Annotated in this window: 23 protein-coding genes, 1 pseudogene and 1 riboswitch; of the genes and pseudogenes, 4 read left to right on the forward strand and 20 right to left on the reverse strand. The window is 57.8% G+C overall.

Annotated elements, in window-relative coordinates:
• Positions 1-28 precede the first annotated feature (28 nt).
• The gene (locus Q7L55_01165) at positions 29-1636 is read right to left on the reverse strand and encodes an MDR family MFS transporter (protein MDO8731178.1); all 1608 of its coding nucleotides are present in this window, start codon (positions 1634-1636) and stop codon (positions 29-31) included.
• Complete coding sequence (locus tag Q7L55_01170; GenBank protein ID MDO8731179.1) at positions 1633-2271, reverse strand: TetR/AcrR family transcriptional regulator; 639 nt, start codon at positions 2269-2271, stop codon at positions 1633-1635. The genes Q7L55_01165 and Q7L55_01170 overlap by 4 nt, the downstream gene beginning before the upstream one ends.
• Positions 2272-2503: 232 nt before the next feature.
• Between Q7L55_01170 and Q7L55_01175 the strand changes: the two genes are divergently transcribed.
• Positions 2504-3400, forward strand: a complete 897-nt coding sequence (locus Q7L55_01175) for a VOC family protein (protein ID MDO8731180.1) — start codon at positions 2504-2506, stop codon at positions 3398-3400.
• Between the two features lie 3 nt (positions 3401-3403).
• Here the strand turns inward: Q7L55_01175 and Q7L55_01180 are convergent, their stop codons facing one another.
• From Q7L55_01180 to Q7L55_01235, 12 genes and pseudogenes are all read right to left on the reverse strand, one after another.
• Complete coding sequence (locus tag Q7L55_01180) at positions 3404-3877, reverse strand: Clp protease N-terminal domain-containing protein (protein ID MDO8731181.1); 474 nt, start codon at positions 3875-3877, stop codon at positions 3404-3406.
• Complete coding sequence (locus Q7L55_01185) at positions 3870-4106, reverse strand: hypothetical protein (GenBank protein MDO8731182.1); 237 nt, start codon at positions 4104-4106, stop codon at positions 3870-3872. Before Q7L55_01185 ends, Q7L55_01180 begins: the two co-directional genes overlap by 8 nt.
• Positions 4107-4175: 69 nt before the next feature.
• Entirely contained in the window at positions 4176-4982 is an 807-nt protein-coding gene (locus Q7L55_01190) for a maleylpyruvate isomerase family mycothiol-dependent enzyme (GenBank protein ID MDO8731183.1), read from the reverse strand.
• Positions 4979-5749, reverse strand: a complete 771-nt coding sequence (locus Q7L55_01195; GenBank protein ID MDO8731184.1) for a hypothetical protein — start codon at positions 5747-5749, stop codon at positions 4979-4981. Before Q7L55_01195 ends, Q7L55_01190 begins: the two co-directional genes overlap by 4 nt.
• 297 nt (positions 5750-6046) lie before the next feature.
• Positions 6047-8917 (reverse strand): aminomethyl-transferring glycine dehydrogenase, encoded by a 2871-nt coding sequence (gcvP, locus tag Q7L55_01200; protein ID MDO8731185.1) that lies wholly within the window; start codon positions 8915-8917, stop codon positions 6047-6049.
• A 137-nt stretch (positions 8918-9054) separates the two neighbouring features.
• Positions 9055-9156: riboswitch (glycine riboswitch) on the reverse strand.
• Positions 9157-9186: 30 nt separating this feature from the next.
• Complete coding sequence (locus tag Q7L55_01205) at positions 9187-9753, reverse strand: MerR family transcriptional regulator (protein MDO8731186.1); 567 nt, start codon at positions 9751-9753, stop codon at positions 9187-9189.
• A gap of 133 nt (positions 9754-9886) precedes the next feature.
• Complete coding sequence (locus tag Q7L55_01210; protein ID MDO8731187.1) at positions 9887-10357, reverse strand: bifunctional nuclease family protein; 471 nt, start codon at positions 10355-10357, stop codon at positions 9887-9889.
• A gap of 15 nt (positions 10358-10372) precedes the next feature.
• Positions 10373-11071, reverse strand: coding sequence for a MerR family transcriptional regulator (locus tag Q7L55_01215; protein MDO8731188.1), 699 nt, complete (start codon positions 11069-11071; stop codon positions 10373-10375).
• Positions 11068-11568, reverse strand: a complete 501-nt coding sequence (locus Q7L55_01220; protein MDO8731189.1) for an FHA domain-containing protein — start codon at positions 11566-11568, stop codon at positions 11068-11070. Before Q7L55_01220 ends, Q7L55_01215 begins: the two co-directional genes overlap by 4 nt.
• Before the next feature lie 35 nt (positions 11569-11603).
• A complete protein-coding gene (gene gcvH, locus Q7L55_01225; protein MDO8731190.1) occupies positions 11604-11987 on the reverse strand; it encodes a glycine cleavage system protein GcvH in 384 nt (127 codons plus the stop codon).
• Between the two features lie 81 nt (positions 11988-12068).
• A pseudogene (locus Q7L55_01230) lies at positions 12069-12593 on the reverse strand (CDP-alcohol phosphatidyltransferase family protein).
• A complete protein-coding gene (locus tag Q7L55_01235; GenBank protein MDO8731191.1) occupies positions 12586-13371 on the reverse strand; it encodes an ABC transporter ATP-binding protein in 786 nt (261 codons plus the stop codon). Before Q7L55_01235 ends, Q7L55_01230 begins: the two are co-directional and overlap by 8 nt.
• A 58-nt stretch (positions 13372-13429) precedes the next feature.
• Between Q7L55_01235 and serB the strand changes: the two genes are divergently transcribed.
• Complete coding sequence (serB, locus tag Q7L55_01240; GenBank protein MDO8731192.1) at positions 13430-14638, forward strand: phosphoserine phosphatase SerB; 1209 nt, start codon at positions 13430-13432, stop codon at positions 14636-14638.
• A gap of 2 nt (positions 14639-14640) precedes the next feature.
• Here serB and Q7L55_01245 read toward each other — a convergent pair whose 3' ends face one another.
• Genes Q7L55_01245 through Q7L55_01260 form a run of 4 tightly spaced genes read right to left on the reverse strand, consistent with a single transcriptional unit; the run spans position 14641 to position 16885 of the window.
• A complete protein-coding gene (locus tag Q7L55_01245) occupies positions 14641-15150 on the reverse strand; it encodes a histidine phosphatase family protein (protein ID MDO8731193.1) in 510 nt (169 codons plus the stop codon).
• A gap of 5 nt (positions 15151-15155) precedes the next feature.
• Positions 15156-15923: an enoyl-ACP reductase FabI gene (gene fabI / locus Q7L55_01250; GenBank protein ID MDO8731194.1), complete on the reverse strand. Its 768-nt coding sequence runs from the start codon at positions 15921-15923 to the stop codon at positions 15156-15158.
• Positions 15924-15943: 20 nt separating this feature from the next.
• Positions 15944-16648 carry a 3-oxoacyl-ACP reductase FabG gene (gene fabG, locus Q7L55_01255; protein ID MDO8731195.1) on the reverse strand — a complete coding sequence of 235 codons (705 nt, stop codon included), beginning with the start codon at positions 16646-16648 and terminating at the stop codon, positions 15944-15946.
• 18 nt (positions 16649-16666) lie between these two features.
• A complete protein-coding gene (locus tag Q7L55_01260; GenBank protein MDO8731196.1) occupies positions 16667-16885 on the reverse strand; it encodes a dodecin family protein in 219 nt (72 codons plus the stop codon).
• A 46-nt stretch (positions 16886-16931) separates the two neighbouring features.
• Between Q7L55_01260 and Q7L55_01265 the strand changes: the two genes are divergently transcribed.
• Entirely contained in the window at positions 16932-17294 is a 363-nt protein-coding gene (locus tag Q7L55_01265) for a DUF3099 domain-containing protein (GenBank protein ID MDO8731197.1), read from the forward strand.
• Positions 17295-17299: 5 nt separating this feature from the next.
• On the forward strand, positions 17300-18031 hold the full coding sequence (locus Q7L55_01270; protein ID MDO8731198.1) for an SURF1 family protein: 732 nt from the start codon (positions 17300-17302) through the stop codon (positions 18029-18031).
• Here the strand turns inward: Q7L55_01270 and Q7L55_01275 are convergent.
• Positions 18015-19883: an ABC transporter ATP-binding protein gene (locus tag Q7L55_01275; GenBank protein MDO8731199.1), complete on the reverse strand. Its 1869-nt coding sequence runs from the start codon at positions 19881-19883 to the stop codon at positions 18015-18017. The two genes, Q7L55_01270 and Q7L55_01275, sit on opposite strands and share 17 nt — an antisense overlap.
• Before the next feature lie 14 nt (positions 19884-19897).
• Positions 19898-21496 carry an ABC-F family ATP-binding cassette domain-containing protein gene (locus Q7L55_01280; protein ID MDO8731200.1) on the reverse strand — a complete coding sequence of 533 codons (1599 nt, stop codon included), beginning with the start codon at positions 21494-21496 and terminating at the stop codon, positions 19898-19900.
• Positions 21497-21502: the final 6 nt, after the last annotated feature.

A 21502-nucleotide genomic window follows, 5' to 3' on the forward strand; every position in this document is an offset into this window, starting at 1 on the left:
TCGGTTTTGAAGAATCGGAAGTTCTCATCTAGATCTCCGTCATGTCGATAACACCATTGGTATTGAGCAGGACGCTGCTACGACCATCAATTTCGAGGGATTCGGGAAGGATGTCGCGCTCGATAGTCGTGGACAACGGCTTCTCGTGAACAAAGCACAGCAGCAGCACCGCTACGAGCACAATTGGAACCAACAGCAGGAAGATCGGCGTCAAAGCATCGCTGTATGCATTCACAATGATGCTCTGCACCTCGGGCGGCAATGACTTCACGAGGCTTGGGGTGAAGGAGTTGCTTGATCCCGCCCCATCCGATGGCGGAAGGGTTGCCGTCAACGCGGAACTGAGACGCGAAACGAAGAGCGATCCGACAATGGCCGAGCCCAGGGCTGCACCTATCTGGCGAAAGTAGTTGTTAGCTGCCGTGGCTGTTCCAACCCAGCTTGCAGGGAAGGCGTCCTGCACGATGAGCACAAGCAGTTGCATGCCCATGCCAAGGCCGATGCCCATGATCGCCAAGTAACCGCAAAGAACGGGCACTGGCGTATCTGGCGACATTGTCGAGAGCAGATACAGCGCACCCGCAACAATTGCGGTACCGGTGATCGGCAACCACTTGTATCGGCCAGTCTTGCTCACCAATTGCCCTGACCCAATTGACGTGGCCAAGAGTCCAGCCATCATCGGGAGCATGAGCAATCCGGATTGCGTGGCGCTTGCTCCGGTGACCATTTGCAGGTACGTGGGCATGTAGGCCATGGCCCCAAACATTGCAATACCGATGATCAGCCCAGCACCGGTGGTCAGATTGAAGTTTCGCTGCTTGAACAACTGCATTGGCATGATCGGTTCAGCTGCTCGCCGTTCGACAGCAAAGAAGGAGTAGCCAGCTATCAGACTCGCAACCATCAGACCAATGATTACCGGGGAGTTCCAGGCGTAGGAACTTCCTGCCAAACTCGTGGTCAACACCAAGCAGGTGGAAGCCACGCCAATCAGCACCATGCCAGCGATATCGAGATCGAGTCTTCTGCGCGGTGGCTTGGAAAGCTGCAGGAAGAAGGCGGCTGAGGCAATAGCCAGCAAGCCAAGTGGCACGTTCATCCAGAAGGCCCAACGCCAGCCGATTCCTTCAGTGAACCAACCACCGAGCAATGGGCCAGCAATAGTGGAAAGAGCGAAGACGCCGCCCATGATTCCCATGTACTTGCCGCGCTGCCTGGCTGGCACCACATCGGCGATGATTGCCTGCGCCAAGATCATCAGGCCACCACCGCCAAGTCCTTGCACGGTACGACCGACAATGAGCCAGGTCATATCGCCAGCGAGGCCGCCGATGATTGATCCAGCGATAAAGACAGCGATCGCGAAGATGAACAGACTCTTGCGACCAATCTGATCACCGAGTTTCCCGTAGACCGGCAGCATGATCGTTGAAGCCAGGATGTACGCAGTGGTAACCCAAAGCATGTGGTCGACGCCATTGAGATCGCCAACAATTGTGGGAAGTGCTGTGCTGAAAATCATCTGATCCAAGGAGGCCAACAGCATGGCCACCATCAGCCCCGCGAACACCAGGAGGATGTGTTTGCGATCGGCTTGGTCAACCTGAAGTGAGATCGGTGGACTTTGACTCATCTGATTCTCTCTGTTGTAGAACGCACGAGCGTGACCGCTCGCGCATGTATTTGTTCGGAGCCGGCGTGGGTGTGCTGACGGGCTAGTTCGCTCATTGCCAGGCGTACTGCCGTGGCACACATGGCAAGAGTCACGCTGGCAATAGCAGTGAGATCCTGCTCGTCTGTTGCCTCACCCAGATCTTGAGCCAGGATCCCTACGACCGTTTCAGTGATCTGGCCGTGTGTCAGCATCAGCTGCTCAAATTGCGTGACCATCAACTCCGGATGCCGCCGGACCAATTCCATGCGATCGGCCCGGATCGTGAGTCGAGTGGCCGGCAGGTCAAAGATCGATAGCAGGAGTCCCACAACAGCATCAACGGCGCTTGGATGCGAGGACTGCAAGAGAAATTCCGACACTTGCTCTTGGACCATTGCCGTGTTGCGAACACCCAGGATTGCCCCGTCTTTGCTGTCGAAGTAATTGAAGAAGGTGCGCGGCGACACTTCAGCCAACTCACTTATTGCGTGAACTGTGGTGTTCTCCAAGCCATCTCTGAGCACCAGGGCGACCGCGGCATCCTCAATACGGGCACGCGTTTCGGCCCGCTTGCGATCCCGCAGACCAGGAGTCCGCAATGTCGGAGTTGTCATGGGTTAATATTTGCACGCAATGCAAGTTTGCACAAATGCAAACTGCGCTTTTGGCAGCAGGGCAGCTAAACATTCCGTTTGGGCCGTTTGTCCGATTATCTGTACGTCGAACAGCATGGAAATCTTGAATTTCCCACCCTTGGGCTTTGGCCGGGGCCTACTGTGCGAGCGCGGCCTGTAGTTCGAGAAAAAGGCCAACCCTTGCGTCTCGTAACACTCACTAAGGAGTGACATGTCCTTCACCATTGGCAAGTTGTTTCACATCATTCACATCTCGGATGATCTTGCGGAACTTGATGCGTGGTACGACGAAGTATTCAATCCGACGCGCGGCATCATGGATGCGGGCTACTCCCCCATTGAAAAGCGCGACGCCTCGTTGATCGTCATCGGCGACGCCATCATCGAGCCGATGGCCGAGAGTGACATTGAAGGCTCTGAGCTCATGCCTGTAGGTCGGTTCTACAGCCGATTTGGCCGCCACTGGCATTCATTGGCCTGGTACATCGAGGATGTCGGCGAAGCCTGGGACACCATGACTCAACTTGGAGTTCGGGTCGTCACAGATGGTGGCGTAGCGCTTCCTACCCGGCCAAGTGATGGCTCATTGTTCACGCATCCGCGGGATACCCACACCCAGTTGGAGTTCTACCCGCACGTGATGCCTGTCGACCCCAGGTACTCGGCAGATTTTGATGCGCTCGCCTGGGAGAAGTACCCGTTAGGAATCAAGCGCATGGCCTACGCGACCGTTGTGGTTGCTGATATCGACAAGGCTCAGGAGCTCTTCACCAATGTGCTCGGCGGCGACTTGATTCACGAAAGCATGTCCGAACTCACTGGTACGCACAATCTCTATGTGTCAGTTGGCGAGAACACCATCGTTGAGCTTGCGCGCCCGACAACGGAGGATTCAATCGCTGCCCGCGATCTGGATAAGAATGGCGATATGTGCCATGCGGTCACTTGGCAGGTGCTTGATCTGGATCGCGCCGCAGAGTTCTTGGAATCAAAGGGCATCAGCATCATCGCGCGCGATGAGCACACCCTCATTGCGGATCCTGACGACACTTTCGGTGCACCCATGCGCTTCACCGATGTCTCGATCCCAGGAGATCCGCGCGGGTAGATTTCAGCGTGATGACTCCAGGCTTCTGATGAGTTGTGCGCGGTCAATGCCAGCGATCGTCAATGCTCGTGGCACCGTACCGAGTTCTGCATGCAAGATGCCCAGCAGAAGATCACTTTCTTCCATCTTGCGATGCTTGAACTTCCTTCCAATCAGACTCCCGCGCCGCAACGATTCTTTCGCCGATGCCCCCCAGCCGGGTCGGCGTCGCCGACGAGTTGAAAGCAGCCGTTGTTCAGCAATCGGTTCGACTCCCGCTGATCGCAAACTGCTGTGCTGTTCTGCTTCGAGAGCCTCTTGAAGTGTGTCGTAACTGAGTCCTTGCTGAGCCAGAGCATTTCCGGCAGCCGACGATGGTCGTGAAGACAGTGCAAGCAGAAGGTGCTCGGCCTCGACGTTGGTGGATCGAGATTTGCTTGCTTCATTTGTGGCGATGTCAATCAGCGATCGAAGCTTGGTCATGTGTGAGTCAGCCATTTCGTCTCCTTAGATCGATTCCGGAATCGGCCAATCGCTGCATGTGTTTGCGGTGCACTGCTTGTCTGGTGACGCCGAGAGCTTCGGCGACTTGAGTCCAAGACCATCCCAGGCGCATGGCTGCTTCGACGGCTGCATCTTCCAAGCGGTCAGCAAGCTTGCGCAGAGCCACGGCCGCAGCAAGGTCATCTGCGGGTCCACCTACTGGAGTGATTTCCGTGGAATTCATACAAGCAACATACATTGACTATATGAAAACTGTCAAGCAAAGTTGCTTATCTAGCTACACTGGCGAATGTCAGATCCCTGGAAAGACAGCCCGTAGGTCATCAAGAGTCAGGCGCGAACTCGTGAGCTGCACTCCCGCCGGCGTGTGTTCTGGTGACATCCGGCCGCTGATGAGCCGCAGAAGAGCCCCAGTGGGGATGCTAAGAAGCTCGTCCCCTGACTCTGGTGCGTCAAGGATGCACACCGAATTCGTGAAGTTCAGTCCCAGGCTTTTGTTGGGATCTGAAGTGTTGACTCGCAGTGTGAACTCACGGCCATTGAGCGAGGCTGGCTTCCCTAGGAAATTGAAAAAGAAACTGATCGGACCAGAGAACTGCTCCAGCAGCACCGCTGCCAAATCCCCCGGAATCGTTGCCGCCGGATCAAAGGCAACACGCACATCCCAGGCATGCAGGAGCGCTTCGTTCAAGCGCATGCCAGTGAGCACGCCAAGATCAGCGGGCGCGGGGAGAAATCCAAGATCGAAGCGCACCGACGCGCGAGTCTGCGCGTCCATTGACTCGTAGGTCGATAGCAGCAAGTCAGAGGATTCCAGGAAGCCGTCTGCCTTTTGCCGCTGGGTCATGGAGTTCCAGCGATCCCACACACCCTGATTGAAATCTGCCCGGGCGTGGCCTTCGCCGGCCAGCGCTCGCCGCAGACCTTCCAAACCGATCTCCGCACCACTGCCGAGGTGACCCAGGACTTGGGCGACGTCCCACTCACTTGCGCCGGAGGTTTGGTCAAGATCAGGCGCAGTGAATTGCCGCACGCGGTCAGCAAGGTCGTCTCGATCGACTCGCAGAGTCGCGATCGTGCGATCTGCGAGTGTGCTCACGACTCTTCAGTAGTGTCGGGACCCTCTGGAGTTTCGAGCGGTGCGTTCGCGCTTTCTTCAATAACTGGCTGCGCATCGGACTTGGATCTCCGAGACCCGCGCATCAACACGAAGCCAAGCACAGCTATGGCAAGTACAGCGACTACCCCCAGCAGCACGTAGATCCAAACCATTGAGGAGGAACCTTCGCTCTTCAACGAACCTACGACCGTGATGTTCAACGGCTTCTCAAGAGTTCCCTTGCTAGTAACTGTGTTGGGCCCCGTCTTCACCGCGCCTGCCCCGGTCACACTCGTGATCTCTCCAGGGAAGGTAAGCGTGAACTCATAGTTGCCTTGGGAGACCCCGGAAAGATTAAGTGAATCCGAACTCGAGGGAGTATCGGCAACCGCATGGAACGTTGCAGTATCGCCATTCGTTGTGAGCGTCCAGCCCTCGCTGATGTCTGAGGCATTGGCACTAGTGATCTCGCAATTGAGGATCAAATTCTCTGCATCCTCTGAGGCATCGCAACTCTTGAGGTTCTTGGCACCTGCTTGATCGGTGAGATCACCGGATTGCAGCTTGCTCTCTAGGTCGGATGCGCTCTCGATACCAAGAATGGACGCAGCTTGCTTTGCTACCGTCAACTGAATCGTTCCCGACAGAGTTGAGTCGGGATTCACGTTGAGTGAGTAAGTGATGTTGATACATCCACTTAGTGTGACAAGCGCGAGCGCTGCCAGCGTGGCGACAAATGCGGACCTTCGAACGCGCGTCCTGATCATTGCAACTCCCCCAAGATTGGCCTGTGGCTGCAATCTATCGGGCAGAACGGATGGTTCGTGGGATCTACCTATACAACAAGCACAATTGAGGTGACTGATGTTCGTTGGATCGCGATCTCGCGCGAGTCGCCCAAGGCCAGCCGTGCGGGATCATGCATGTACGCCTGACTCGCTGTAGAACCTGTCCCCCGTGATGGGGGATCCGCGCCAAAACCTGATCCTCGAATTCAATCAGCTTCGATTCCTGACCGGGGTTCGGCCATAGTTGCACGCATAGGTTGACTTCGGTCGGCTCACTCATGTGGCCAACTCGGCCGGACTCGGGCAACTGCACACCAGATTGCGATCGCCATAGGCCCCATCGATACGACGGACAGGCGGCCAGTACTTGTCCGCATGAGCTGTTCCGGAGGGAAATGCACCGAGCCGCGCCGGATAGCTGTGCTGCCAATCGCCAATGACGCAATCGGCTGTGTGCGGTGCATTGCGCAGTGGGCTGTCGTCAATAGGCCAAGTGCCGGTACTGATCTCGTCGATCTCAGCCTTGATGGCGATCATGGCGTCGATGAATCGATCAACTTCAGCGAGATCCTCTGATTCAGTTGGCTCAATCATCAATGTGCCAGCAACCGGGAAGGACATCGTCGGCGCGTGGAAGCCATAGTCCATCAGTCTCTTTGCAATGTCGTCGACAGTGACGCCTGTGCTTGCGGTGATTGGTCGGACATCTAAGATGCATTCATGCGCAACAAGTCCGGTAGATCCGGTGTACAGCACGGGATAGTGCGCGTTGAGTCGACTCGCGATGTAGTTCGCGGACAAGATGGCGACCTGAGTCGCGCGCTTGAGTCCATCAGCGCCCATGAGCCGGATGTATGCCCACGGGATGGGCAGGATGCCAGCACTCCCCCAAGGGGCTCCACTGACAGGCCCAACTCCACCGTCACGGTGCCCACGACCGAGCGGGCCAGCTTCGGGACGAAGTGGATGCGAAGGCAAGTACGGAGCCAAGTGCGCACGAACAGCAACAGGTCCGACGCCAGGGCCGCCTCCACCATGCGGGATGCAGAAGGTCTTGTGCAGATTCAGATGCGAGACATCGGCCCCGAATCGACCCGGCTTGGCCAAACCAACCAGAGCATTGAGATTGGCGCCGTCGACATATACCTGACCGCCAGCATCGTGCACGAGCGCGCAGATATCCGCGACTGCGGTTTCGAATACCCCATGTGTTGACGGGTACGTGATCATCAGTGCGCTGAGCTGATCTCCATGTTCGGCGATGCGCTGCTGGAGATCTTCGAGGTCAACATTGCCGAACTCATCGCATTTCACCACAACTACCCGCATGCCGACCATCACGGCGCTAGCCGCATTGGTGCCATGAGCGCTGCTGGGAATCAGGCAGACATTGCGGTTCACATCGCCATTTGCAAGGTGGTAAGCCCGAATTGCGAGCAGACCGGCGAACTCCCCTTGCGAACCGGCATTGGGCTGCACGCTGACGAAGTCATAGCCGGTGATTTCGGCCAGATATTGCTCCAACGATTGAATCATCTGAATCGACCCGGCAGCGTCGGCAGTCGGAGCGAATGGATGCAAGCCCGAAAATTCAGGCCAAGTGATGGATTCCATCTCTGTCGCCGCATTGAGTTTCATCGTGCACGAGCCGAGCGGAATCATTGCCCGGTCCAAGGCAATGTCGCGGTCTGCAAGTTTGCGCAAATAGCGCATCATCGAAGTCTCACTGTGATGGGTATTGAAGACCGGATGCTGCAGGAAGGGCGAAGTCCGGTTCGCGAAGGATGTCAGCGATGCCTCGAGGTCAGTGAGCTTGATCTCGTTCCTGACTCCAATGGCATCTGAAGTGACATCCCAAAGGATCCGCACATGCTCGGGCTGCGTGACTTCATCAACGGATGCACAAACGGTGTCCGAATCGACGACCCGGATATTGACGCCATTCTTGGCAACGGCATCGCTGATCTGCTCAGCCTTGCCAGTCACCTTCCACTGCACAGTGTCGAATATGGGCAATGGCGAAGTGAGTGCTCCAAGTTGGGTCAAGCCAGCGCGAAGTCCAAGCGCTGTGCGATGGACGCGCTGCGCAATGGCGGTCAATCCCACAGGTCCGTGGTAGCTGGCATACATCGCAGAGATGATTGCCAAGAGGACTTGTGCCGTGCAGATATTGCTTGTGGCCTTCTCACGCCGAATATGTTGCTCACGCGTCTGAAGTGCTAGGCGATAAGCGGGATTCCCATCCGCATCCAAGCTGACGCCAACCAAGCGTCCCGGCAGAGAACGCTCCAAGCCAGCGCGCACCGACATGAAGCCAGCGTGCGGCCCGCCAAATCCCATTGGCACTCCGAAGCGCTGGGCCGAACCGACGACGATGTCGGCGCCGAGTTCCCCAGGAGGAGTGAACAAGGTCAACGCGAGCAAATCTGCAGCCACAACTGCCAGCGCGCCAAGTTCATGAGCCTGAGCGATGATGGGCGCAAGTTCCCGCACGACTCCAGACGATCCCGGGTAGCTGATCATCACTCCCGACCACGGCCCAGATGGCCATTGCGCATCGAGATTGGACACGACAAGTTCGATGCCCATCGGCTCGGCGCGAGTCCTGAGTACTGCCAGGGTCTGCGGATGCGTATCGGAGTCCACCAGAAATCTCTGGACACCCTTAGGACTCTGGCGCACAGACAAGGCCATCGCCTCGGCTGCCGCCGTGGGTTCGTCCAATAACGATGATCCGGCCACCGGCAGTGCAGTGAGATCTTCGATCATCGTTTGAAAGTTCAATAGCGCCTCGAGCCGGCCTTGGCTGATTTCAGGCTGGTAGGGCGTGTATGCGGTGTACCAAGCTGGGTTCTCGAGCACATTGCGACGGATGACTGCAGGAGTGTGGGTGTCCGAGTAGCCAAGGCCGATCATGCTGACTTTGACGGTGTTGAGAGCCGCGATTGCGCGCAGTTCGGCGAGCACCGCAAACTCGTCCAAGGCAAGCGGAAGATCGAGTGCTTCAGTCCATGCGATGACTTCTGGAACGACCGCTGAAGTAAAAGAATCAAGGTCGGCGTAGCCAAGGGCATCAAGCATGTATGCCAAAGCTGGCTCATCTGGGCCGATGTGTCGATCGACAAATGCGAATTCACGTTCGGACATGACTCTCCCGGGGTCGAGGGCACGGCTGTGCCATCTCCCCCTCTGTTGCCCGCGATGCGATCGCGACCTGAGAGTTTCCCGATGCTTGCGCATCAGTTTCACCGTCGGTGGGGCCGAAGCCCGCCTTCCAGAGGTGCCTCCCCCATGCGGTCCTTTTGCCTGAGAGGTTGTCGGGGAGATTTGCTCCTTCGGCGCTGCAGATCATCTAGATGAACCGCAGACTCTCCCGCGTGGGGTCAATCAGCAGGCAAAGACTACAGCGACAGGATTCAGCCAGCGACTCGGCGCGCCCGCCGTGCGGCAAGCTCATCGTCGGCACTGGGCGGATTGACGGCCTCGCCGTCAGCGCGCTCACCAGGAAGTGATGCCAGAGTGCCTTCAACCTCTCGCCACACACTGCCAACCGCGATTCCAAAGACCCCTTGACCACCACGAACCAGGTCAACGACTTCGTCAGCACTGCGGCACTCGTAGATCGTGGCGCCATCGCTCATCAGAGTCATGCGAGCGAGATCTTCGTGCGAGCGCAAAGCGAGATGATCAACCGCAGCGCGAATGTTCGGAAGTGAAACCCCTGTGTCGATAAGCCGCTTGACGATGCGCAGCACCAAGATGTCGCGAAAACTGTAGAGACGCTGTGTGCCCGAGCCGCTCGCTCCGCGGACCGTAGGTTGCACCAATTCAGTGCGAGCCCAGTAATCAAGCTGGCGATACGTGATGCCGGCTGCTGCACATGCGATAGGGCCGCGGTAGCCGATGTCCGCGGGCAGCGGGCGTAGATCAGCATCGTCGAATAGCGAACCCTGCAGATCTGCCTTGGGACTCTCAAAGTTCACGTATTGCCTCCTGCGCAGCCCGGTCGCACCACTGGGGAAGTGGCCACTGCTGACGCTACGAACAAGGTCATGCTGTGGTCAATGCGACACACGGGTCGCCCTTCGAGTGAAGTCTGAACCATCACGTGAGGGTTCACTCTTGAAAATCTTCCGGCGAGATCTGGTCCAGGAAGGCGCGAAACTGCTCTACCTCGTCTTCTGGTTCATCGTCTTCGGGCATCTCCACGCCGGCTTCTTCCAAGACCTCGTCGGCGGCCGTGATCGGCACCTGCAGCCGCAAAGCGAGCGCAACAGCATCTGATGGCCTGGCACTGACTTGGACTCCATTGGCGAACAGCAAAGAGGCGTAGAACACCCCGTCAGTGAGAGCTGAGATCTGAACTTCGCTGAGTTCGGCGCCAATGGCCAGCAAGATGTCTTTCATCAGGTCATGGGTCAAAGGTCGTGGGGGCACTACGCCTTGCTGCGCATAGGCAATTGCCGTGGCTTCCACTGCGCCAATCCAGATAGGTATGACGCGAGTGCCTTCGATTTCTTTGAGCAGCACAATCGGCGTATTGGAGGGCATCTCCATTCGGACGCCGATGAACTCAAGTGCGTGCACAGATCCAGAGTAGTGCTACACCTTCCCGCCGCGAACCAACTCGGCGCGTAGCAATGCCGCATGCAGTTGAACGAAAAGCGCAGCCAATTCGCGAATCGTTTCCTGCGCGCGCGAGCGGGCGTCCTGATCGCGAGGTCGCGTGAATGGCGTGGCAATCTGGTCTAGGAGCCCGCTGTCGCGATCGGCGGTCACGCGGAAGCCGCGCAAATGCCGCGGTTCGACCCCGAACTCCGACAGCCGAGCAACGACGGAGGCGATGGCGAGAGCGTCCTCGTCGTAGTGGCCGGCAGCAGTGCAGACCACCAACCCAGCAGATTCGAGTTGCGCGATCACGGAGTCGGCAAGCCCAACCTGCTCGGCAAGCTCAAGACGGGTGAGCCGAACTCGGCCAGCGCCTGCCCGAAAATCTTCAGGTCGTAACCCTGAGCCAGCCACCGCCACCGGTGACTCATCACTTTCGGCATCCAGGTGTTCGCGGATCACTTTGAGTGGCAGGTACTGATCTCGCTGAAGAGTCAGCACTGCCCGCAACTGTTCGATGTCACGCTCGGAGAAGCGTCGGTATCCGGAGGCAGTTCTCTCCGGAGTCACCAGCCCCTCGGTTTCCAGGAAGCGAATCTTGCTGATCGAGACATCGGGAAATTCGCGCTTCAGCAGAGTCAGCACCTCGCCAATGCTGATCGTTCCCATGATGGGTCGTTGCGCCTCACTCATGAGCCCGGTTCAACTCCAACAAGGAAGACAAAGCGGAAGCGACCAATCTGTAGTTCATCACCGCCAACGAGATGGCGATCATCGACTCTCTTGCGATTGACGTACGTGCCATTCAGGCTCCCGACGTCGCGAATGCTCCAGCCCTCGGCTCCTCGACGAATCTCAGCATGTCTGCGACTTACCGTGACATCGTCGAAGAACAGATCGGCTTCAGGTGCCCGACCGATGGTCACCAGGTCCTTGGATACATCGAGGGGGAACTCGGTGCCTTCACCTGGTCCACGGTGGACTACCAGCATGGCCGTGCCAGGCCGCAGGCCAGGTTGCTTTTGGGCGCCCACTGCGGCTATTGATCCAGAGGTGCCCGTTCCGGTCAACGGAATGACGTTGGTGATGGCACCGGTGTAGTCGAGATTCACCTCGAGATTGATGCCGCACTCCGGGCAGAAATGTGCACCCTCAGGTACCGACTTGCTACATGAGGGACATTGACGCATGACCTCAATCTACCGTGCAGGTTGAGCCAGTGCTCCTAGGCGCGCGTCTGGTCCTCGTATTGGGCAGATGTCAGAAGACCGGCAGTCTGCGAGGGATCCGAGATGCGCAATTTGAACAGCCAACCCCCTGCATACGGGGCTTCATTGATCGATTCTGGCGCGCCGTCCAAGTTGTCATTGATGTCGACAACGGTGCCCGAAAGCGGTGCGTAGATATCGCTCACGCTCTTGGTTGATTCGACCTCACCGCACGGTTGTCCGGCATCCACGGTGTCGCCCACTTTCGGCAAGCTCACATAGACAATGTCGCCCAAGGCCTCTTGTGCGTAGTCGGTAATGCCAACTTCAGCAAGATCACCTTCAAGGCGCACCCACTCATGTTCAGTTGTGTAGTGAAGATCCTCGTGAATCACCGTCATCCCTTCGCGCGCTGTCAGTGCGGGAACTATGCCATGCCCTCAGTTGGATGCTGATCGGGTGAGTGCTCGGGCTTGGCGGACGTAGTCGAGTCCGGCCCACCAGTACAAGGCGGTTCCCCATAGCGCAAAGGCCCAGCCTGCAGATGAGGCCAAAGCTCCCCACCAAGTGTCATAGGTACTCAGCAGCAGCGCGGGAAATCCCCACAGCAAGCAGAAAGTCGCAGCCTTGCCGATGACCGTGACCGGCAAGGCCAGCAGACCGGCTCGACGCAGCATCGGCAGGATGCACAAGAGCACCAATTCACGAGCAACCAGCACAGCTACCAGCCACCAAGGGATGATTCCGCGGATAGCCAGCCCGACGATGGTCGCTGCGATGTACAAGCGATCCGCTGCCGGATCGAGGTACTCCCCCAGTTTGCTGCCCTGATTGAGCGCGCGAGCAAGCGCACCATCAAGCCAGTCGGTAATGCCCGCAACCATGAGAAGAAGGACTGCCCACGCGTCGGCTTGTGGAACCAAAACGAGCCAAAGGAACAGTGGCACGCCGAGCAGACGCAAGAAACTGAGTGCGTTCGGCACTGTCCAGATACGCATCTCAGCCATCTCGAACCGCTGCAAATCTTCCATCGTTATAGGTCACACGGACCGGAATTCCAAAGGTGTGGCTGAGTCCGGCGCCAGTCAGAACGTCGGCAATCGGCCCTGAATCCACGACTCCGCCATCCTTCAGGAGTAGAGCGTGAGTGAAGCCCGGTGGAATCTCTTCGACGTGATGCGTAACCAGAATCTGAGTTGGAGCCGTGGGATCTGCCGCCAGGGTTGCCATGCGGGAAACCAGATCCTCACGCCCACCAAGATCCAGACCAGCTCCGGGCTCGTCAAGCATCAACAACTCGGGGTTGGCCATGAGCGCCCGCGCGATCAGCGTCCTTTTGCGCTCGCCTTCTGACAAAGTCGCGAAAGTCCGGTTGGCGAGTTGGTCGATGCCCCAGGCAAACAGCAACTGCGCTGTGCGCATGAGATCCTGACCCTCATATCGTTCCCGCCAACGTCCCGACACTGCGTAGGCACCGGTAAGCACCACATCCGCAACGCGTTCGCCTGGTGGGATATCGCCGATCATTGCGCTGCTGGCCCAGCCGATGAGCGGACGCAGTTCAGCCATGTCCACACTGCCGAGCCGCTCGCCAAGAATCTCGACTTCACCTGAGGTGGGAAACATCCGACCCGATGCCACGAGCATCAATGTGGTCTTGCCAGCGCCATTGGGCCCCAGGATGACCCAGCGCTCCCCCGCTTCAACTTGCCAATTGACCTGATTGACCAAGAGTTTGCGTCCTCTGCGGACCACCACATCCGCACAACTCAGGACTGCAGGCACGCTCCGACCTTAGCCGGACAACAGTGTTGGGGACCGTAACGACTAGCGTTGGATTGTCATGACCACGCAGACCATGCTGATCACCCTTTCGGGTCGAGATCGACCAGGCGTGACCAATCAACTCTTCGCAAGTCTGGACTCTCGGGTCGCTGTGCGCGATATCGAGCAGTTGGTTGTTCGCGACCGACTCGTTCTGGCGGTGCTGCTCGATGTGGAAACCCTTGCTGTAAGCAAGACAGTTCACGTGGTCACAGATCTTGCTGCAGAGCTCGGCTTGGAATTGGCCATTGATCCTCAGATGATCGAACCGCGCCCCACCAAGCGCCAGCGAATCCACGTGACCTTGCTTGGGTCGCCATTGCACCCCGACGCGATTGCTCATGTCACCTCCGCCTTGGCAGACCAGGGCGGAAATATTGACCGCATTCATCGGATCGCGAGCTATCCCGTGACTGCCCTTCTCTTTGAGGTGTCAGGAGCATCATCCTCAGACATGCGTCGCGCACTGGCCGTTGCGGCCAATGAAACTGGCGCCGACATCGCCGTGCAGGAAGCGGGCCTGGAGAGGCGAGGTCAGCACTTGGTAGTGATGGATGTTGATTCCACTGTGATCCAAAACGAGGTGATCGACCTGCTCGCGCAGGAAGCGGGAGTACTCGAGCAGGTTGCCGAGATAACTGAGCGCGCCATGGCAGGACAACTCGACTTCGCTGAGTCCTTGCGCGAGCGCGTTGCCTTGCTCAAGGGTCTGCCAGAGTCAGTAATCGCCAAAGTGCAGGGGCGAATTTCCTTGACGCCAGGCGCCCGCACTCTGTGTAGAACTTTGAATACTTTGGGCTACCGCGTTTGCCTGGTGTCTGGTGGATTCATTGAAGTCATCAGACCCTTGGCGAAAGAACTTGGAGTCGACCGCGTGCGCGCGAATTCCCTAGAAGTCAAGGATGGAATTCTCACAGGATCAGTTGTCGGACCGGTCATCGATCGGCTTGGGAAGAAGCAGGCGCTGGAGGAATTTGCCGAAGAATTCGGCATCCCGATGCGACGAACAATCGCCATCGGCGATGGAGCCAATGACATCGACATGCTCGAAGCGGCCGGATTGGGTGTCGCGTTCAATGCAAAGGCTGCAGCGCGCGATGCAGCAGACACCGCTGTGAATGTGCCCTACTTGGATTCAGTGCTCTACCTGTTGGGGATCTCGCGCGAGGACATCGAAGTGGCCGATGAACGGGCCGGCATTACGACTCCGGCACCACCCATCGCCTGAGTTCAACCCCGGGGCACGACATAGTCAGTGACTCTGGCTGAGGCCCTCGACCATGAGTCATCTTTGAACTCCAGCGCCACAATGGCGCAGGTCGGATATTTCTCGCGCGTCTGCCAAGAATCCAAAGAGTCGTCGGGGTCGCTGAGGAAATCAACCAAGCTTTCCAGTCCCGGATTGTGTCCCACCACAAGAGTGGATTGGCCCATGTCTATGAATGGCGCGATCAAGTTGACGAGTGTTGATACAAGGGCTTCATACACCTGGGGAGCTTGCTGAACCAAAGCATTCGGCAAGGCCGAGCTCACGTGCTGCCAGGTCTGCTGAGCACGAAGAGCGGTGGACGCCAACACTTGGGGCTCGGTTCCAAGAATGTTCGAGCCCTTGCGCACGAACCATTCATTGGCTGCACGTGCATCACGCTCACCGCGCTCGTTCAGCGGGCGATCATGATCGGCAATGCCTCCGGGATACGCAGATTTCGCATGGCGCATCACCACCAATCGTGCGGGCAAGATGGTTAGGCGCCTTGCGAGTGGACTCCCCCGTCGACATGCAGGATTTCGCCTGTCGTCGAGGGGAACCAATCAGACATCAGTGCCACGCAGGCCTTGCCAGCTGGTACTGGATCATCCAGATCCCAGCCGATTGGCGAGCGAGTTGCCCAGACTTCTTCGAAACTATCGAAGCCCGGGATTCCTTTGGCAGCCATCGTGCGAATCGGCCCCGCAGCTACAAGATTGACTCGAATGCCTTGCGGTCCAAGATCACGAGCCAGATAGCGGCAAGTGCTTTCTAGGGCAGCTTTGGCAACACCCATCCAGTCGTACTTTGGCCAAGCAAGGGAGGAATCGAAGTCCAATCCCACCACTGAGCCACCCGGACTCATCATTGGAAGAACGGCCATCGCCAAGGATTTGAATGAGAAGGCCGAGACCTCAATCGCTACCGCGACGTCGGCCCAAGTCGTGTTCAGAAAGTTCCCACCCAGTGCCCCTTGAGGCGCGAATCCAATCGAATGGAGCACCCCATCAACCGATGGGATGTGCTCCTGCAAATTGTCGGCCAGGGAGTCCAAATGCTCCTGGTTCACCACGTCAAGTTCGATTACGGCGGCTTCATTCGGGAGCCGTCCAGCAGCACGCTTGGTCAGCGACAGGCTGCGGCCAAATCCGGTGAGTACGACCGTGGCGCCCTGCTCCTGGGCGAGCCGAGCAGCGGAGAACGCAATTGATTGATCTGTGAGAACTCCGGTGATCACCAGGTTCTTGCCATCCAGAATTCCCACGTTTTTCCTCTCTTGGGGCGTCAGTCGCCCATGCCGAGTCCACCATCGATTGGGATAACCGCGCCGGTGATGTAGCCCGCACCATCACCCACGAGGAATTCCACGACTGTGGCAATTTCTTGCGGTTCAGCATAACGACCAAGCGGAACGATGCTCACGATCTCAGCACGCCGCTCTTCGGGCAATTGCGCTGTCATGTCAGTATTGACAAATCCTGGAGTCAAGACGTTGACAGTGATGCCTCGCCCACCCACTTCGCGTACCAGAGATCGAGCAGCGCCAATCAAACCGGACTTTGCAGCAGAATAATTCACCTGACCTGCAGAGCCGATGATGCCCACGACTGAGGACATGAAGATGATGCGTCCGTAACGGGCCTTGAGCATGTTGCGCAGCGCACGTCTGGCGAGCCTGATCGAACCACCGAGGTTGGTCTGGAGAACAGTGTCGATGTCGTCATCACTCATCCGCATGAGCAAGGTGTCGCGAGTCATGCCCGCGTTGGCAATGAGAATCTCCACCGGCCCGAAGCGAGCTTCGATGGAATCGAATCCCGCATCGATCGATGCCGAATCAGAGACATCCATGGTCACGGCTTCGAGGCCATCTGGTGCAGTGCCCGAACGGGTACCCACCACAACGGTGTAGCCAGCAGCGCGGAGGCATTGAGCGATGCTGAGCCCGATTCCTCTGTTGCCACCAGTAACTAAAGCCACGCGAGACATGGCGTTCCTCTCCGTACGTTAGAGACCGCTTTGATCCTCAAGACGGTATCCAACCTTGAGAGAGACCTGGAAATGATCCACCTCGCCGTCGAGCACATAGCCTCGGACCTGAGACACCTCAAACCAGTCGATGTGCCGAACAGTCTTCGAGGTTCGGCTCACCGCATTGCGAATTGCTTCATCAATTCCCTCGTTGGATGTTCCCACGACTTCGGTGATTCCATAGGTCCGATTCATGCTCGGACCGTACACCGGTCTTGCAAGGCAGGCATAGGCTCTACCTATGAGCACTGAGCCGCTGTCGGGACACCCCCCGGCGGACGCCGACGTCTTCAACATCACTTCAGCACAACGTGCCTTGAGCAGTGAGCAGACCGGTCGAACACGTCGATATCTCGTCTCGATGGGGATTCGAACGGTATGCCTGATTGCAGCAATCGTTACTCCTGGTTGGCCACGTGTCGTGCTCATAGCAGCGGCCGTATCCCTGCCATATCTGGCCGTCGTGATCGCCAATGGCGGACGCGAGAATGATGCCGTTGGCGATCTCGGAGTGCGACCGAGCATGGCGCCACAGCTTGAAGCTGGAAGTCCCCAGATCATCACTGGCGTTATCGCGCCGCCACCCTTTGCTGAACCGCGATAATCGCTGTGCTTGCGCTTCTTCGAACACGTCGATGGATCAGTTTCACCTGCCTCGTAATCTTCACGATCATCGCTTTTGGCTTGTTGAGCCATTGGCAATGGAGTCGAGCTGAGTTCAAGAGGCAAGAACGCCTCGCACTCGAGGCAGCCACCATCGTCACTCCCACACCGCTTCCGACAAATGCTCGACTCCGCGAGGCTGTTGAGTGGAGCCGGTACACGGTAACCGGAGAATTCGACGGCACCAATCAAGTAGTGGTGCGCAAGCGACCACTCAACGGCACCAATGGCTTTTGGGTGATGACTCCTTTCACCGCGCAAAGCGGATCAACCATCTGGGTCAATCGCGGCTGGTTTCAAGCCAAGGGCGCTGCGACGGTCATGCCACTGATTCCTTCGGCACCCGGTGGCACCCAGTCGATCGTTGGCGACTGGCGTAATTTCGAAGTTGCCTCAGCGTCAGATCTTGAAGGCCTGCCAATCGGAATGATTCCTGCAGTGGCACCTGAAGTGCTGCCGATTAGCCAATCAGCTCCAGGCTATCTGCAACTGGTCTCACCAGCGCAAACCGCACTCACGGCCGTTCCAGCCCCAGAGATTGATGAAGGCCAGAACATTTCATACGCCGTGCAATGGTTGCTCTTCGCCGCAGTTGGGCTGGCCGGATGGTTCATATTCCTGCGACGCGAAGCTAGAGATGATGCTCGAATCAAAGAGAAGATTACGACGTCATCGTGAACTGCGTGCGATAGAGATCTGAGTAGAGTCCTTCGAGCATGAGCAATTCGTCATGTGTTCCGCGTTCCACAATGCGGCCATCGGCGACGACAAGAATCTGATCGGCATTGCGGATAGTTGAGAGTCGGTGGGCAATCACCACTGAAGTGCGACCAACCAGGGCATTATCCAGTGCCCGCTGTACGGCCGCTTCGCTTTCGCTATCCAGGTGGGCGGTCGCCTCATCCAAGATGAGCAGACGTGGACTCTTGAGCAGAACTCGCGCCAGCGCAATGCGCTGTTTCTCGCCGCCAGAAAGCCGATGACCACGATCGCCTACTACGGTGTTGAAGCCATTGGGCAATGCGTGAATGAGATCTGCGATCTGTGCGGCCTCGCAGGCTGCGTACAACTCTTCATCGGTGGCCTGCGGGTAGGCGTACCGAAGGTTTGCGCCGATGGTGTCGTGAAAGAGGTGGGCATCTTGAGTGACGACGCCGAGGCCCGCTTGCAGGTCTGATTGACGAACATCACGCACATCGACTCCGCCGACGCAGATAGTGCCGGAACTGACGTCGTACAGGCGAGTGATAAGCGAACTCAAGGTGCTTTTTCCCGCACCTGAAGGACCCACCACTGCCGTCAAACTGCCTGCTGGCACCACAAAGGACATACCGGTCAGCACAGGAACGTTCTCGAAGAATTCCTCTTTACGAGCCACTGACTCAAGCGAGGCCAGCGACACCTGACGCGCAGTGGGATAGGTGAAGGAAACCTCGTCGAAGGTCAACGAGAGTGGGCCCGGCGGAAGTGGGATCGGATTGATCGGATCCAATACAGAGGGGCTGAGATCAAGAACTTCGAACACTCGCTCGAAGGAGACCAATGCGGTCATGATGTCCACCCGAACATTGGACAGCGCTGTGAGCGGGCCATAGAGCTGGGCCAGTAAACCGACCAGGGCCAAGAGAGTCCCCAAAGTCAGGACACCGCTGATCACCAAGTTGCCACCCAGGCCATAGGCCACAGCCGTTGCGAGTGCGGCTGTGAGCGAGAGCGCAGAGAAGAACCAGCGGTTGGCCATCGCCATTTTGATGCCGATATCGCGAACCCTGGCTGACTTTCCGGAGAAGCTGTCCGCCTCCTCGTCTGGACGTCCGAAGAGTTTGACGAGCAGCGCGCCAGCAACATTGAAGCGCTCTGACATCTGGTTGGCCATGTCGGCGTTCAAGCGCATCTGATCACGAGTGAGCTGCTGCAGTTTGCGACCCATCCACCGCGCAGGCAGCAAAAAGACAGGCACGAGTATGAGAGCCGAGATTGTGACCTGCCAGGACAGCAAGAACATCGTGACGAGAACGATCGTCAAGGCGATGAGATTGCCGACCACTCCGCTGAGTGTTGAGGTGAAAGCCTGCTGAGCGCCGATGACATCGCTGTTCAACCGTGAGATGAGCGCACCAGTCTGTGCTCGCGTGAAGAATGCAATCGACTGACGCTGCACGTGATCAAAGACCTCAGTGCGCAAGTGGAAGATGAGTCCTTCGCCAATTTGCGCTGAGAACCAACGAGTGACAAGACCCAGAGCGGCATCGAGAATCGCTAATCCCGCGATGATCAAGGCCGTCACCGTGACCACCTGCGAGTCGCCCACAGAAACGCCGTCGTCGATGATGCGTCGGAAGAGCAGCGGCTGAGCCACAGTCAGCAGTGCAGCCAGCATCAGTGTGATGAGCAGCAAAACAACGATGACTCGGTATGGCCGCGCATAACTCAAAATTCTGCGAACCAAACCCTGACGCAGCTCACGCTTGAGCACTTCGCGGTCGCTCGACATCGAGCGCATCGTCATCCACACGCTGTGGTTACTCATGAAACCTCAATCCTCTACGCAAGTTCGACGAGGTCCGCGTAGTCGGCATTCCAGTGGTCCTCATCGCCATCGGGCAGCAGCAGCACTCGTTCAGGATCCAGTGCGAACACTGCACCTGGATCATGCGTGACAAGCACCACCGCCCCCTCGAACGAACGTAATGCAGTGAGGACTTCTTCCCGACTTGCTGGATCAAGGTTGTTCGTGGGTTCATCTAGCAGCAGAACATTGGCACCCGAAACCACCAAGCAGGCCAAAGCCAGCCGAGTCTTCTCGCCACCGGAAAGCACAGCAGTGGGCTTGTCGACATCATCACCACTGAAAAGGAAGGATCCCAACACCGTGCGCTGCCTGGTGTCGTCCAGATCCGGCGAATTGCGCTTCATCATTTCAAGCACCGTGGCCGTGGGATCCAAAGTCTCGTGCTCCTGGGCGTAGTAGCCGATGACAGCACCATGCCCTGGCCGGACTTCACCAGTGTTCGGTACATCCACTTGAGCCAGAATGCGGAGCAGAGTTGTCTTTCCGGCACCATTCAGCCCAAGAATGACCACCCGCGAGCCGCGGTCGATGGCTAGGTCGACGTCGGTGAAGACCTCAAGTGATCCATAACTGCGCGAGAGCCCTTGGGCGGTAAGGGGAACGCGCCCGCAGGGCTTGGGTGTCGGGAACCGCAGCTTGGCGACCTTGTCGGACACCCGGGCGCCTTCAACTCCCTCGAGCAGGGCCTCAGCGCGGCGCAGCATGTTCTGTGCTGCAGTGGCCTTGGACGCCTTGGCGCGCATCCGGTTGGCTTGGAATTTCAAAGTCTCAGCCTGCTGCTCGGCATTGCGACGCTCGCGCTTGCGGCGGCGCTCATCTGTCTCGCGGGCAGTCTGATAGGCCTCCCAGCCCATTGTGTAGATGTCAATCTCACGCCGATTGGCATCCAGATGCCAGACCCGATTGACGGTGTCGGACAGGAGATCGGTGTCGTGGCTGATCACAATGAAGCCGCCGTCATAGTTCGACAGGAACTTGCGCAGCCAGCGAATGGAATCGGCATCCAAGTGGTTCGTCGGCTCATCGAGTAGCAGTACTTCGGCGCCGCTGAACAAAATGCGCGCTAACTCCACCCGCCGCCGCTGCCCACCAGAAAGAGTGCCCAGCGGCTGCCCCAGGATTCGATCATCCAGCCCGACTGAGGCCGCAATTGTCGCTGCCTGTGACTCGACCGCATAGCCTCCCAAGCCTTCAAATTCGGCCTCGGCGCGCGCGTAGCGAGCCACGATGCGATCGCGTTCATCAGGATCCGTGGTGTCCATCTGCATGGACGTCTCATGCATCCTGCGCAGCACATCCTGCAGACCTCGAGCACTGAGAATGCGATCCCTAGCCAATTCGAGCGGATCACCAGACCTCGGATCCTGCGGCAGGTATCCGACGCTGCCGGTTGCATGAACCGCGCCCTGTGCAGGCAGGGTCTCCCCTGCCAGGGCCTTGGTCAACGTCGTCTTACCGGCCCCGTTTCGGCCTACAAGACCAACGCGGTCACCTCGACCAATGCGAAAACTGGCCGGCCCGAGCAACAGTTGCGCACCTGCCCGCAATTCAATATCGGTAGCAACAATCATTCGTGA

The organism is Actinomycetota bacterium (assembly GCA_030650795.1).
Classification (GTDB): Bacteria; Actinomycetota; Actinomycetes; order S36-B12; family S36-B12; genus UBA11398.

Bases quoted from the DNA above. Each gene is read 5' to 3' on its own strand.
- Q7L55_01215 (MDO8731188.1), bottom strand. From the start codon at position 11,071: ATGAGTGAGGCGCAACGACCCATCATGGGAACGATCAGCATTGGCGAG.
- Q7L55_01180 (MDO8731181.1), bottom strand. From the start codon at position 3,877: ATGGCTGACTCACACATGACCAAGCTTCGATCGCTGATTGACATCGCC.
- gcvP (MDO8731185.1), bottom strand. From the start codon at position 8,917: ATGTCCGAACGTGAATTCGCATTTGTCGATCGACACATCGGCCCAGAT.
- Q7L55_01175 (MDO8731180.1), top strand. From the start codon at position 2,504: ATGTCCTTCACCATTGGCAAGTTGTTTCACATCATTCACATCTCGGAT.
- serB (MDO8731192.1), top strand. From the start codon at position 13,430: ATGACCACGCAGACCATGCTGATCACCCTTTCGGGTCGAGATCGACCA.
- Q7L55_01260 (MDO8731196.1), bottom strand. From the start codon at position 16,885: ATGAATCGGACCTATGGAATCACCGAAGTCGTGGGAACATCCAACGAG.
- Q7L55_01220 (MDO8731189.1), bottom strand. From the start codon at position 11,568: ATGCGTCAATGTCCCTCATGTAGCAAGTCGGTACCTGAGGGTGCACAT.
- Q7L55_01185 (MDO8731182.1), bottom strand. From the start codon at position 4,106: ATGAATTCCACGGAAATCACTCCAGTAGGTGGACCCGCAGATGACCTT.
- gcvH (MDO8731190.1), bottom strand. From the start codon at position 11,987: ATGACGGTGATTCACGAGGATCTTCACTACACAACTGAACATGAGTGG.
- Q7L55_01265 (MDO8731197.1), top strand. From the start codon at position 16,932: ATGAGCACTGAGCCGCTGTCGGGACACCCCCCGGCGGACGCCGACGTC.
- fabG (MDO8731195.1), bottom strand. From the start codon at position 16,648: ATGTCTCGCGTGGCTTTAGTTACTGGTGGCAACAGAGGAATCGGGCTC.
- Q7L55_01280 (MDO8731200.1), bottom strand. From the start codon at position 21,496: ATGATTGTTGCTACCGATATTGAATTGCGGGCAGGTGCGCAACTGTTG.
- Q7L55_01165 (MDO8731178.1), bottom strand. From the start codon at position 1,636: ATGAGTCAAAGTCCACCGATCTCACTTCAGGTTGACCAAGCCGATCGC.
- Q7L55_01170 (MDO8731179.1), bottom strand. From the start codon at position 2,271: ATGACAACTCCGACATTGCGGACTCCTGGTCTGCGGGATCGCAAGCGG.
- Q7L55_01195 (MDO8731184.1), bottom strand. From the start codon at position 5,749: ATGATCAGGACGCGCGTTCGAAGGTCCGCATTTGTCGCCACGCTGGCA.
- Q7L55_01275 (MDO8731199.1), bottom strand. From the start codon at position 19,883: ATGAGTAACCACAGCGTGTGGATGACGATGCGCTCGATGTCGAGCGAC.